Source organism: Bacillus sp. BC05(2025), from assembly GCF_056725905.1.
Window position 1 is genome coordinate 94,551 of record NZ_JBWYRA010000004.1, and the last position, 13,430, is coordinate 107,980.

General features: G+C 34.3%; 12 protein-coding genes, 2 pseudogenes and 1 riboswitch. Of the genes and pseudogenes, 10 read left to right on the top strand and 4 right to left on the bottom strand.

Translation table 11 applies throughout. The features are described 5' to 3' along the window. Positions 1-5 precede the first annotated feature (5 nt). From ACZ76X_RS14665 to ACZ76X_RS14680, 4 genes and pseudogenes are all read left to right on the top strand, one after another. Positions 6-215 carry a hypothetical protein gene (locus ACZ76X_RS14665; protein ID WP_098667627.1) on the top strand — a complete coding sequence of 70 codons (210 nt, stop codon included), beginning with the start codon at positions 6-8 and terminating at the stop codon, positions 213-215. Positions 216-274: 59 nt separating this feature from the next. Further along, the gene (locus tag ACZ76X_RS14670; RefSeq protein WP_479850806.1) at positions 275-655 is read left to right on the top strand and encodes a BA_1872 family lipoprotein; all 381 of its coding nucleotides are present in this window, start codon (positions 275-277) and stop codon (positions 653-655) included. Between the two features lie 308 nt (positions 656-963). Further along, on the top strand, positions 964-3,012 hold the full coding sequence (locus ACZ76X_RS14675) for a class I SAM-dependent methyltransferase (RefSeq protein ID WP_479850807.1): 2,049 nt from the start codon (positions 964-966) through the stop codon (positions 3,010-3,012). Between the two features lie 114 nt (positions 3,013-3,126). Continuing rightward, a pseudogene (locus ACZ76X_RS14680) lies at positions 3,127-3,384 on the top strand (SPASM domain-containing protein); the annotation flags it as partial. 147 nt (positions 3,385-3,531) lie between these two features. On the opposite strand, the gene ACZ76X_RS14685 reads toward ACZ76X_RS14680, so the two are convergent. Continuing rightward, the gene (locus ACZ76X_RS14685; protein ID WP_087983009.1) at positions 3,532-4,062 is read right to left on the bottom strand and encodes a GNAT family N-acetyltransferase; all 531 of its coding nucleotides are present in this window, start codon (positions 4,060-4,062) and stop codon (positions 3,532-3,534) included. 142 nt (positions 4,063-4,204) lie between these two features. On the opposite strand from ACZ76X_RS14685, the gene ACZ76X_RS14690 reads away from it, so the two are divergent. The 4 genes and pseudogenes from ACZ76X_RS14690 to ACZ76X_RS14705 all read left to right on the top strand — a co-directional run. After that, on the top strand, positions 4,205-4,903 hold the full coding sequence (locus ACZ76X_RS14690) for a response regulator transcription factor (protein WP_202283141.1): 699 nt from the start codon (positions 4,205-4,207) through the stop codon (positions 4,901-4,903). Then, on the top strand, positions 4,893-5,960 hold the full coding sequence (locus ACZ76X_RS14695) for a sensor histidine kinase (protein ID WP_202283142.1): 1,068 nt from the start codon (positions 4,893-4,895) through the stop codon (positions 5,958-5,960). The genes ACZ76X_RS14690 and ACZ76X_RS14695 overlap by 11 nt, the downstream gene beginning before the upstream one ends. Before the next feature lie 82 nt (positions 5,961-6,042). Next, a complete protein-coding gene (locus ACZ76X_RS14700; protein ID WP_202283143.1) occupies positions 6,043-6,903 on the top strand; it encodes a M23 family metallopeptidase in 861 nt (286 codons plus the stop codon). A gap of 12 nt (positions 6,904-6,915) precedes the next feature. After that, a pseudogene (locus ACZ76X_RS14705) lies at positions 6,916-7,074 on the top strand (alpha/beta fold hydrolase); the annotation flags it as partial. A gap of 210 nt (positions 7,075-7,284) precedes the next feature. On the opposite strand, the gene ACZ76X_RS14710 reads toward ACZ76X_RS14705, so the two are convergent. Further along, the gene (locus ACZ76X_RS14710; RefSeq protein ID WP_202283144.1) at positions 7,285-8,580 is read right to left on the bottom strand and encodes an Nramp family divalent metal transporter; all 1,296 of its coding nucleotides are present in this window, start codon (positions 8,578-8,580) and stop codon (positions 7,285-7,287) included. A gap of 481 nt (positions 8,581-9,061) precedes the next feature. Between ACZ76X_RS14710 and trhO the strand changes: the two genes are divergently transcribed. Beyond that, a complete protein-coding gene (gene trhO, locus ACZ76X_RS14715) occupies positions 9,062-10,021 on the top strand; it encodes an oxygen-dependent tRNA uridine(34) hydroxylase TrhO (protein ID WP_088315063.1) in 960 nt (319 codons plus the stop codon). Between the two features lie 243 nt (positions 10,022-10,264). Here the strand turns inward: trhO and ACZ76X_RS14720 are convergent, their stop codons facing one another. After that, positions 10,265-11,740: a hypothetical protein gene (locus tag ACZ76X_RS14720; RefSeq protein ID WP_479850808.1), complete on the bottom strand. Its 1,476-nt coding sequence runs from the start codon at positions 11,738-11,740 to the stop codon at positions 10,265-10,267. 175 nt (positions 11,741-11,915) lie between these two features. On the opposite strand from ACZ76X_RS14720, the gene panE reads away from it, so the two are divergent. Then, complete coding sequence (gene panE / locus ACZ76X_RS14725) at positions 11,916-12,860, top strand: 2-dehydropantoate 2-reductase (protein WP_479850809.1); 945 nt, start codon at positions 11,916-11,918, stop codon at positions 12,858-12,860. A gap of 54 nt (positions 12,861-12,914) precedes the next feature. Here the strand turns inward: panE and ACZ76X_RS14730 are convergent, their stop codons facing one another. Further along, positions 12,915-13,043, bottom strand: coding sequence for a hypothetical protein (locus tag ACZ76X_RS14730; RefSeq protein WP_000031869.1), 129 nt, complete (start codon positions 13,041-13,043; stop codon positions 12,915-12,917). Positions 13,044-13,182: 139 nt separating this feature from the next. Beyond that, positions 13,183-13,329: riboswitch (cyclic di-AMP (ydaO/yuaA leader) on the top strand. Positions 13,330-13,430 lie beyond the last annotated feature (101 nt).

Below are 13,430 nucleotides of genomic sequence, written 5' to 3' on the forward strand. Positions count from 1 at the left end.
TTAGTATGAATAAGAAAGTAAAAAGATTTAAATATTTTATGGTTGTATTAGCCGGTATTGCAATTTTTGGTACAATCTTACCTAATGCATTAGATCCAAATGAAACATTAGCAGGTAAAATTTCAATTGTAGTTTTTGGTACAATGGGAGCTTGTTTACTATTCTCTATTATGTATTTGATTGTAAAAAAAGCTATTTTAAGAGGTGGGAAATAAGATGGTACAAAATTTAGAGTTAGAATTTTAATTCATGTACATAAAAAAGGAGAATTTTTATGAAATTACTACGTTTATTTATGGTTCTCACTCTTGTTGTATTGTTAAGTGCATGCAATACAGCAACACAAGTCACAAAGGTTCAAAAAAATGGCGAAACGACTTTGAAAATTGGTTCGTTGCAAGGGTATTACGATGTACAAACGGTTAAAGCTGAAAAAGGAAATGTGGAAATTCCTTATGAAGCAGCTGTTGAAGAAGGTACAATTTTATTGCAAGTTACAAGAGATGATAAGGTTATTTATGAAGAAGAAGTTACTTCTCAAAAAGAAGGTCTGCTTTCTTTTGAAGCGCCAAAATCCGGATCATATGATTTAATTGTACGCGTGAAGGGTGAAAAAGAGAAAGCGAAAGAAATTCAAATACATACTAAGCTATGAAAAAACGGCAAGTGGAGTGCACCCGCTTGCCGTTTCCATTTTCAGTTGATTCTATCACAACATATGTTTATCAATGTAAGAAGTGATCCGCTGAGTCCTACTGTTTATTCCGCCGAAATTCTTGATGAAGTTAAAATAAGAGATGAACAAAAGAATATGTTACAAACTTGATAACTCTTTTTTATAAGAGAAAAAGACTGGGGTTGATGCATTCGTATTTGAAAGAGTACTAGATGGTAAAGGGGGACATAGGGTGATGATTTTTTTAGAGAAGGCGTTCCAGACTTTACTACAGATATTGATTATATATGGGGGTAAATAAGTTGAAAAACATTGAGATTCTAAATAAATACATTGAAGGGGTTTCCGATACGCTCCCTACGTGGTTAAAGTATTTAATTGAGGCAGAGGAGATACATCAAAACTATGAGAATGTACAAGTACTTGGAACATTAAAAACGGATGCGGTGTTGTACTATGTGCACCGTACGCTACAAGTGTTAGATGGACTGCCTTTAGATGAAGAAGCGTATCGTATTATTGAAAAGGTACTAACGTATAGTGAACTTGCAAAGGTAGGATCTTTAAAACAGCGGGAGCAATGGAAGAAAAAAGGAATTAATCTATTGGTACATAACGAGGGTTCTGCTGATATCTTTAGTGATATTCGGTTTATTGAACGTGTAGAGACAAACTTAAACTCTACTGAGTATTTGTTTATTCGAGATTTAATTAGAACACATGGATTAATCGGGCAGTATATACGCGGGGAGGCTCGTTTGGACTCTCATGTTGATTTAATTAACACATATAAAGAAGAATACGGAGACGTTAGGTTAAAGGAGATTCTATACTATCTTAACCAATGCATTATTGAAGGCGTATCAAAAGCTTTGTGGAGTGAAGTGAAGAACGATGTGAAGATTACAATTGATGGCCTGTTTGATGGTTATATGGAGCCATTTACTTCTCGCATACATAGACTCACGCCAAAACATAAGGAGTCAGTATTTGAAAAAGATATAATTATGGGGAGCGAGAAGAGGGACATTCAAACATTTTTATCTGATAAGGATTTGTGGTATGTAGAACCGTCTATGCATGCTCTTAGCTTTGAGGATATTTGGACAGTTTTTGTTATGTTAAAGAACGAGATAGGCACTAGAAAAGTTCAGCATATACATTTCGAAAAATTGATGCAACAGTTGCACTATGATTTCAAAGGTGAGAAAAAGGACAACGTGTATCGTAAGCGGGTTATTGAGAAGTATCTACGGGAGTACCGTGAGAACGAGAAGCCGAATACAACGCATGTTTCTTTTAAGGTGAAAGTCGATGGAGATATGAAGACTGCGTATGTATCGTTTCAGTTTTCTGCTGTAGGTGAGGCGTTAATTATCTTCTGTGTAGAGGCAGAAAAGATAGATATGATGCATGCTCGGGCAAATGTGCTGCTGTTTGATTTCTTCGGGTTACGTAAGGATGCATATGATAGATTCCATAATGAAGAAGTGTATCTGGAACATATGAATAGCTCAGCTGATGATAAACGAATTATTCTTGATTATATAAAGGGAGATACGATTGTAGATGTCGGAGCCGGTGGTGGTGTCATGTTAGACATGATCGAAGAAGAGACAGAGAACAAACGAATCTACGGTATAGATATTTCCGAAAACGTGATTGATACGTTGAAAAAGAAGAAGCAGAACGAGGGGCGTTCTTGGGACGTCATTAAAGGGGATGCAATCAATTTAAGCAGCTCATTTGAAAAAGAATCGGTTGATACGATTGTATATTCTTCTATCCTTCATGAGCTGTTCTCTTATATAGAGTATGAAGGTAAGAAATTCAATCATGAAGTAATTAAAAAAGGGCTGCAGAGTGCCTATGAGGTGTTAAAGCCAGGAGGCCGTATTATCATTCGTGATGGCATCATGACCGAAGATAAAACGTTAATACGGTTGATTCGTTTTAAAGATGCAAGCGGAATGAAGTTCTTAGAGCAGTATGCCCGTGAATTTAAGGGGCGTAAAATCCAGTATGAGGTAATTGCAGAAAATACAGTCAAAATGCCTGTTAACGATGCAATGGAGTTCTTATATACATATACCTGGGGCGAGGACTCCTTCGTTCATGAAGTGCAGGAGCAGTTTGGAATTTTTACGCCAAACGACTATAAGGATTTTGTAAAGAGTATCCTTGGAGATAAAGTAAACATCGTTCAAGCTATGAACTATTTGCAGGATGGATATACAAACCATCTTAGCGAGAAAATCGAGTTTACAGATGAGTCTGGGAATGCGGTTGCGCTACCAGATAGTACGTTCTTTATGGTTTTAGAAAAGAGGCAATGATGTTGAAAACCTTTAAAAATATAATTTTAAGAAACTTAATTTAATAGTCTTCAGTTAAAGAGCGTATTTTTAGAGTAATGAAAAATTCCTAATTTTTTAACTTTATACCGAGAAACATATCCAAGTGGGGTATTGACGATTAAAACCGGGAATATTAGAACAACATCGCTAGCTGAAATTTATCAAAACGCCCCTGTGTTTCAAAACCTTCGTAATCCAGATAAGGATAAGGGGAAGTGTGGTGTTTGTGAGGGATCTCGTTCTAGAGCATATGCAATAACGGGAGATTACATGGAAAGCGAACCTTTCTGTGTATACATTCCAAAAGCATTGCGAAAACAGAAAAAGAACGTAAAAAAGGGATATGAGTAAGAATATGCTCATGCCCCTTTTTAAAATTATATAATTTATTGTACTTCGCATCAGTCGTATGATGATTTAAGAAATGAACAACGCTCGTTTTCCCATCTTTCGTTAAAGATCGACTATCCTGAAACGAGTTTTTACGCATAATTTCTATTAAACCGATTTCAATAAAGAATAAAAATTCGTGTCATAAGGGATATCATCTTGATACATATAATTTTTTAGAACACCTTCTTTTTCAAAGCCTAATTTTAATAGCACTTTATTTGAAGCTTCATTTTCAAGAAATACAATTGCCCCAATACGCTTTAAGTGAATGGTATGGAAACCGTATGATATAACCTCAGAAACAGCTTCAGTCGCATAGCCTTTTCCCCAGTATTCAGGGAAAAAGGCATAACTTAAATTGGCCCGTTTATGCTCAGAAGACCAATCGTGAAAACCGATGGTACCAATGAGTTCTTTCTTGTTTTTTAATTCAATTCCCCACTTTATACCACTTCTTGCATTGTAACTCAGTTTAAAGTTATGAATGACTTGTTTCACTTGATCAACATCTTGTAATGGTTTTTGGCCATAATAGCGCAGTACGTCAGTATTAGAGAAGCATTGTAGTATACTCGGTGCATCTTCTTCGGTAAGTTCTCTTAAAATGAGTCGGTCGGTTTTCAATATAGGAAACATGCTTTCACTCCATTTCTTTTGAAACTAGAATGTGTTGTTATTATATAATCTAGTCTGAAAATAAAGATTATTCAAGAGGGAAGTACGGTTTTAATTTGTGATAAAATTGATTGTGGAATATATTTCAAAAAGAGGTTTGTATATGGAGAAAAATTCAATTTTAATTGTAGATGATGATCAAGATATTGTTCGATTTGTTAATGCGAATTTAATACAAGAAGGGTTTAAAGTTTTAAGTGCTCATAACGGAGAAGAGGCTTTAAAAATCCTAAATAATAACAGTATTCAACTTGCTATTTTGGATATTATGATGCCACAAATGGATGGGATAGAATTGTGCAGAAGGATTAGAGAGAAACATAGTTTACCAATTATGTTCTTAAGCGCAAAATCATCGGATGTAGATAAAGTAATTGGATTTAGTACTGGGGCAGATGATTATATTGTGAAGCCGTTTAGTACAATTGAATTTATAGCGAGAGTGAAAGCTCAATTAAGAAGGTATACATATTTCAATCAAAATGCTGTCCAAGAAATAGAAAAGAAAATAAACATTAGAGGTTTAGACATAGATGAAGTGTCTAGAACAGTAATGTTATATGGAGAAACAATCAATCTTACGAAAACTGAATATGATATTTTGTACTTAATGGCAGCTGCAAAGAATCGTGTGTTCACTATTGAAGAAATATATGAAAGCGTTTGGAAAGAAAGAGCCTATGAAAGTAATAATACAGTAATGGTTCATATCGCAAGATTAAGAAATAAAATTGAAGAGAATCCAAAAGAGCCGAAGTTTATACAGAATGTTTGGGGAGTCGGATATAAAATTGAAGATTAAATCATTACAAGGCATTAGAGCTAAGTTTTTTATCGCATTCATATGTAGCATCTTATTAGCGACTGTAAGTATAATAGCGTTTCAAATTGTCATTGGAAATATATATAGTCATGTTACTGCGTTAGAAGAAAAATATTCACTTTTATATGTAATAGCTTTTTTAATTATTACTACAATATACTTTGCATTCATGACAAAAACAATGATGAAAAGGTTAACTGAAATTAACAAGAGTGTGAAGGAAATAAGTAGTGGTAATTTGGAAATACATATACCTATTTCAAAAAATGACGAGATTGGTGAATTAGCAGCGAATGTTAATAGAATGGCTAAAAGTTTAAAAGAGTCTATCGATAATGAAAAAAAATCGCAGGAAACGAAAAATGAAATGATTAGCAATATTTCTCATGACTTACGAACACCTGTAACATCTCTAATTGGTTACGCGGACCTGCTAGGAAATCAGCTTCATTCAAATAGAGAAGAATGTGAACAGTACGTAAGTATATTAAAGCGAAAGAGTTATGAATTAAAAAATCAAGTAGATGATTTATTAGATTATTGTCAAATAAATTATAGGGAGATTGAATTACATAAAAGTGTAGTAAATATGAAAGCGTTCATTGAACAAATCATGATTGATTTTGTGCCACAGCTAGATGAAGCCGATATGAGCTTTTGTATTAATAGTGATAAGGAGTTACATGTGAAAATGGATGTAGCGCTTATGGTGAGGCTGTTCGGAAATGTAATTAGTAATAGTATTATGTACGGGAAAGATGGAAAAGAGATTTTGATTCAAATTTCTAAAAGTGACATGAATGTTGAAATAGAAATTAAAAATTTTGGACAATGTATTCCGAATGAGAATCTTCCTTACGTTTTTGAGAAGTTTTATCGCGGTGAAAAATCACGTAGCTCTCATACGGGTGGCAAAGGAATGGGACTTGCAATTGCGAGAAGTATAGCAGAGCTTCATAAAGGGGATATCACTGTGCGCAGTAACGAGAAAGAAACTGTTTTCACTATCGCTTTACCGCGTTATAAAGAATTGTAAGAAAGTCGTAAGTATTTCTTTTATATGTCGTAATATTCACTTCGTATCATGTAGAACAAAGATATGAGAGTGAGGATACATTATGTGGAAGAAGTATGTATTAATAATTTTAGTTGGGTTTTTAATTATAAGTTGGAGTGTAGTTTATTTAGCTAAAGGTGTTATATCAGTTATTGCTTGGTGGAGTATACAAGCCTTTAGCATAGTATCACTCTTTATTTTGATAGGGGTAACGTTACTATTTGTGTGGAAAATAATTTTCAGACAACGAATAGATAGAGCGCTACTCTTCATCGTTATTTTCTCTATAATTGGAGCTTGGCCTTTAGGATGGTTTGCGAACATTGGTAGACTTGCTTACCCGGCAGATGTACATTCTACGAGCCCTAAAGTAGTCGTGCGCTTTCCTTTGAATGAACGAGCGTTAATTGGCTGGGGCGGTGATCGGTTAGAAACGAATTATCACGTTATAAAACCAAATGAGCGCTGGGCATATGATATTCTTATTCCTCCTGCTGAAGTGAAAAGTCGTAATTTGGAGGATTATGGAATATATGGAGCGGAAGTAATGGCACCAGCTTCTGGAACAGTTGTATCCATCAATAATGACGAAAAAGATGTAGTTCCGGGAGGGGATGATTTTCAATCAATGGCGGGTAATCATATTTATTTACGACTAGATGAATCAGAGACATATTTAATTCTTGCCCATTTAAAGCAAGGATCCATTAAAGTTAAAGAAGGACAACATGTAAATGAAGGAGAATTTCTTGCTCAGGTCGGTAACTCAGGAAGTTCAAGTGAGCCGCATTTACATATTCATCATCAAAGGCAGAATCCATCCAAGGTAAGCATATTTCTTTCGGAAGGGTTACCACTTTACTTTCGAACTGAGAAAGGTGTGATAATGCCGGGAAAAGGAGAATACATAAAAAGACATTAGGGGGAAACGCTGATGTGGGAGAAATATTATATCGAAACTGATAGAGGGAACTTTGAGTATTTTCAAAAGGGAGAAGGAAACCCACTTTGTGTAACACATCTATACAGTGAGTTTAATAGCAATGGTAACTTATTTGCTTCTGCATTTACAAACCATTACACAGTGTCCTTATGAATTTGCAGTGGAAGTAGCGGAACTTATGCCAAATGCGATAATGTCGACATTTGAATACAGCAATCATTTTCCATTTATTGAGGAGGAAGAAGAGTTTATAAAATTTGTTGAAAGCACGGTCTGTCATGTAAATGGATGATAAAAATTTATAATTTAAAAAGAAAAAGGCTGTCTTCAACACAAATTTGAGACAGCCTTCTTCTTTCGTTATCCTACAAATGTTTGATACAGTAAGAAAATATTTAAAATGATAACAAGTACAGCAATGATCCAAGCGATAAAGGTTGTTATGGGGTGATTAACGAGCGCACCCATAATTTTTTTATTGCTTGTAAACATAATAAGTGGTACTAATGCAAAAGCAATACCGAATGATAAGACGACTTGGCTCATGACTAGAGCGTAAGTTGGATTTACACCTAAAGCGATAATAACTAATGGTGGAATCATTGTAATAAAGCGGCGTAAGTATAACGGAATATGCATTCGAATGAAACCTTGCATTATAATATCACCTGACATTGTACCGACAGAAGAGCTAGATAGTCCTGCTGATAAGAGCCCAATTCCAAATAAAGCAGCCGATACTGGACCGACTAACGTACTGAACTGGTTAAAAGCAACATCAAGATCTTCAACATGCAAGCCATTTTTAAAGAATAATGCAGCAGCAACAATTAACATACTCGCATTAATTGCTCCAGCGATAACCATTGCGATAATGATATCAATAAATTCGAAACGGAAAATCTTTTTCTTTTGTTCATCATTTGTTCCGACTACGCGGCGCTGCGTTAAGGCGGAATGTAAATAGATTGCGTGTGGCATAACTGTCGCGCCTAATATTCCTGCTGCAAGTAATATACTGTCTACACCTTGGAATTTCGGAATAAATAGTCCTGAAAGAAGGGGGCTTAATTCTGGTTTTGCATAAAAAACTTGAATCCCAAATGCTATTACTACAATAAAAATCATCCCTGTAATAATAGCTTCTAGTGGGCGAAATCCTCTGCGCTGAAACTCAAGAATAATAAATGATCCGACTGCTGTAATTAAAGCAGCTGGTAACATAGGAATTCCGAATAATAAATACAATCCGAGTGCTGCCCCGATAAATTCAGCTAAATCTGTAGCCATAATAACGAGTTCACCTTGTATCCATAAGCCGATAGACACTGGTTTTGGAAAGTGCTCACGAGCTATTTCAGGTAAATTATTTCCCGTAGCAATTCCTAACTTAGCTGATAAAGTCTGAATTAATACTGCCATTAAGTTAGAAGCGAATATTACCCATAAAAGTAAATATCCATATTGTGAACCAGCTGCGATATTCGTAGCAAAATTACCAGGGTCAATATAAGCTACAGATGCGATAAAAGCGGGTCCTAAAAACGGTAACAGTCTTTTCCAGCCTTTTGTTTCACCACTTAAAGCTAAGTGTGCGGATTGAACAGTTGTACTTTGAGAAGGGACTTGTTCATCTTTTGATATATCTTTATTCATAGTAGTTTTCCCCTTTGAAATGTTAACTTGATGAAATTATTGTAAGTATTCTTATTGTTTATTTCAATACATTTAGATGTATTAGATACTATTTTTATTTGAACATAAATGTTTCCTTAGTGCAAATTATATGCCTTAACGCAATGGATGGTGTGACGATGTGAAAAAAGTATTTGGAAGTTTATGGTTTCTGAATAAGGGGGAAGATAATAAATTAAAGGGCTATTTTTGAAATTTATGTGAACATAAAGCCGATAATACAGCATATTAATTGATGGAATTGCATTTGTATGATATATAATATATTGGGATTACAACATAACCATAGTGTTATGGTGTGTAATCTTGTTTTTTATTTTTGTTAACTGATAGAAAATAGTATAAAGAGAAGAAAATGGGATTCATTTTCTTATTATATATGTTTTGATATGAACGTTAACTTATACATGATTTTAAAAATTAGATAGGTGGTAGAAATACATTGGCAACTACAAAACCATATAGAGTATTACTATATTACATGTACACAACAATTGAAAACCCAGAAGAATTCGCGGCAGAGCATTTAGCATTTTGTAATTCACTTGAATTAAAAGGTAGAATTCTTGTAGCAAAAGAAGGCATTAACGGAACTTGTTCTGGTACTGTAGAACAAACAGAGAAATACATGGAAGCTATGAACAACGATCCACGTTTTGATGGTATCGTATTTAAAATAGATGAAGCTGATGGTCATGCATTCAAGAAAATGCACGTGCGTCCTCGTCCAGAATTAGTTACACTTCGTCTAGAAGATGACATTAACCCACACGAAATCACTGGTAAGTATTTAGAGCCAAAAGATTTTTATGAAGCAATGAAACAAGAAGATACAGTTATCATTGATGCGCGAAATGATTATGAATTTGATCTAGGTCACTTCAAAGGTGCAATCAAACCTGATATTGAATCATTCCGTGAATTACCAGATTGGATTCGCGAAAATAAAGAAGTACTTGAAGGCAAAAAGATTTTAACGTATTGTACAGGTGGAATTCGTTGTGAGAAGTTCTCTGGTTGGTTAGTTCGTGAAGGTTACGAAGATGTAAGCCAACTTCACGGCGGTATTGTAACGTACGGTAAAGACCCAGAAGTACAAGGTGAACTTTGGGATGGACAATGTTACGTATTCGATGAGCGAATCGCTGTACCAGTAAACCAAAAAGAACATGTTATCGTTGGTAAAGACCACTTCTCAGGTGAACCTTGTGAACGCTATGTAAACTGTTCAAATCCAGAATGTAATAAGAAAATTTTATGTTCTGAAGAAAACGAAGCGAAATATTTACGTGCATGTTCTCATGAATGTCGTGTAAGCCCACGTAACCGCTACGTAATACAACATGAATTAACAGAAGAGCAAGTAGCTGCTGCATTAGAGAAAATCGAAGCAGGGAAGTAAGCTATAATAGTGTAAAAAAGTACTCCAAACTAAAATTTGGAGTACTTTTTTATGTGTGTTTTTTGTCAGTTTTTGTCGGTAAGTCGATATATCTTAAAAATCGCTGATATATTTTGAGTTGCGCCGATATATTTGAAAAATCGCTGATATATTTCGAGTTGCGCTGATATAATCGAAAAATTGCCGATAAAAATTTCATTTACTGAATCCTGCCACGTATTTGTAATTTGAAAATAACCTTCTTTACTTCTTATCATCTTTCTCTTTCACAGCAGAAAGTACAGTTTGTTTTACCCATGCTTTTCTTCGTTTATGTTGTATACTCCATTGGTATAAACTTTGCGCACCTAAAATAAGTGATATGACGATACCGCTAATTGCTATTAAAAGTGCGAAAAATTCAAGTGGCGATGATATTTTGTTTGAATCGGTGTTTCTTAACAGATCAATCATAGTAAAACCTAACATTTGGCCTACTACAGAGTAGAGCGTTAAAATTAATAGTAAAAGGCTATCTTTTTTTGAAGCAACATTTTCTTGATATTTAAACAAACTATCAAGATTTTGTTTTGCATTTGAGTATAGTATCTCAATGTTAAAAAGCTTTCTTAAGCGAAAGAAAATATCTTCACTCTGTGATTGGGATACTAGCTCTAAAGAAAAGTAATTCGCCGTAAACGAATTGATTGAATAAATTAATTTCTCTATTTCATTTGTATCTTGTTCAATGTTTAATTCAGCATAAGCGTTTGCCATTTTCAATAAAACAATTTTATGAAATAGATTTAATAATAAAGCGTAATAAAACTCCCCATACATTTGACTCGCAAGTTTAGTAAATTCGCGTTCTCCTTCATTTGTTACACATGTGAATATATGTTCTTCCATTATGAAATAGCGATTCGGAGCCCATCTTTGGTAAGCGTGTTGTTTTAAATAATCATGAATATAAGGCAGATTATTTGCACTCACATATGCCTTACCATCACTTGTTAACCCGGAAAGACTAGAAGTACGATAAACATCCACTTCATTCAGTTCCATATCTTCTTTTATAGATAATAAAGTTTGTACGTACATTCGCTGATCTTCAAAGAAAGGAAAGGTTTGAAAGTAAGAACTTCTTAATCTCTTCTTCTCAAAGAAATCTGTTATGCCATGAAATAAATAACCAAAAATGAATCTTTCCACTTGGGAATACTTTTTTCCATTGCATTCAATACAAATAGTCTCGTTTGTATCATTTTTAGTTTCAAGTACACGGAAACGGGCCGCAAATTCAATTGCTTCTGATAATGTCATGTTTGGAGCGGTTTCTACTTCTGTCCGAATTGTTAAGAAGCCAAGCTCATAAGGACAAAGTGTTACGTCAATAGAATGAATCTTAAATGGAACGGAAATAAGACTTGTTGTTAAATGTCCAGTTAAGTTAAGGTCTTTAGAATAGCGCTGCAATCCTTTTTGATGTTCTGAGTGAGGAAAGAGTATTTTATTTGTAAATGAAAGATAATAAGCTTCCATATTCTGATGTGAAACTTGAAACTTTCCGTAGTATGTACTTTCATTTTCAAGATGATCGAGTCGAAAAGGGCGAAAGTCATTTTTCTGTAAGAAGGGGAACATATTTTGTTCATATCCAGTTTTAAAAGAAAACGGGAATATAAATTGAAATATAGCTGTTGTTACATCCTTTTCCTCGATTGTTTGTATTGCCTCCATTTACATTGTTTCCTTTCCATATATGCTATAAAAACAACATGCCCAAATTTATTTGAAAATAACCACTGTTCTATACTCAGTTAAGAATGAAAATTCAGCTTATTTAGTAGGGGACATGTATAATGTTATGTATACTGAATGTTATAAAATTGTATTTTGAAAAGGGGGATGTTGTATGCGTATTTTAGTATTAGGAGCGGGTGGCGTTGGAGGCTTTTTTGGAGGACGATTAGTCGAAAAAGGGGAAGATGTTACGTTTCTTGTTCGCAGTAAAAGAAAACAGCAATTAGAGGAAAAGGGGCTTGTTATTCGTAGTGTTAATGGTGATTTTTCCTTCCAACCGAAATTAATAACGAAAGAAGATCAACCTTCTTCATTTGATGTCATTTTATTTTCAACAAAAGCGTATCACTTAAACGATGCAATCCAAGATTTGAAGCCGTTTGTAGGTGAGAATACTGTCATCATTCCATTATTAAATGGTATCGCTCATGTATCACTATTACAAAAAGAATTTGGTGAAGAGAAAGTGATTGGCGGTTTATGCTTTATCGAGACGACGTTAAATGATCAAGGGGAAATTGTACAAATGAGTGTTGCCAACAGACTTGTGTTTGGCGAAATACAGCTTCAAGATTCAGAGAGAATAAAGCATATTGCTAAAGCATTTACAGGTACGAAATCTAGTTTTGTTTTAAGTGAAAACATTATGCAAGATATGTGGCATAAATATTTATTTATTACTGTAATGTCGGGTGTGACGACATTAATGCGGGCACCGATAGGACCGATTCGTGAAAGCGAAGGTGGACGCGATTTTATCCAAAACTTATTTGAAGAATGTATGCAAATTATGAGATGTATAGGAGCTCCAATTAAAGATAATATTGCCCAAGAACATATGAAAACAATTGATAAAATTTCGTATAATATGAAGTCATCGATGCAGCGTGATATGGAAAAAGGTTCGTTCATTGAAGGCGAGCACTTACAAGGATACTTACTAAATGTAACAAAACAATTTTCTATAGAAGCACCATTATTAGGTGCGGTATATCAAAATTTGAAAGTGTATGAAGAAATGACCTTTAACAAATCAGCGATAGAATTAGATGTATGAAAAAATAAAAAGAAAGCAATATATAAGTGTATTGCTTTCTTTTTTTATGACAAATTATTTATTTCTTTTCGTTCGATCTGTCAAATTTATTTCCTGTTCACGTTTACCGTATAATTGATTAATTTCATTTGCTAATGCATCTAAATAGGAATCGGAAAAAATAGGCTTCTTTTCTTTAGACATGTGGGTCTCCTTTATCAATTTTTTAGTATTCATTATGTATGTTTACCGGCGAATTATGCGAAATCATTTAATTTTTTTCTTTTTAAAAATTTTTATTTACATTTTGAAAATAAAGGAGTATTATAATCCACAGTTTCAATTTTCTAAATCGCTGAAACCGCATGGTGCGGGGGACCCGTTCTTATGGATTAGTTCTTAATCCAATGGGGTGAATCCTTGAAAAAGGTAGGGCTACTCATAGGCCCGAATCCGACAGCTAACCTCGTAAGCGTTATATTGAGAAGGAAGGTGGAGCTTGTGCGACAAAAAATATAATGTCTACAAGTCTATTTCGTTATGGCTTGTAGACATTTTTTGTTTTCTGAGGAAATAGTTTATCCGCTGTAA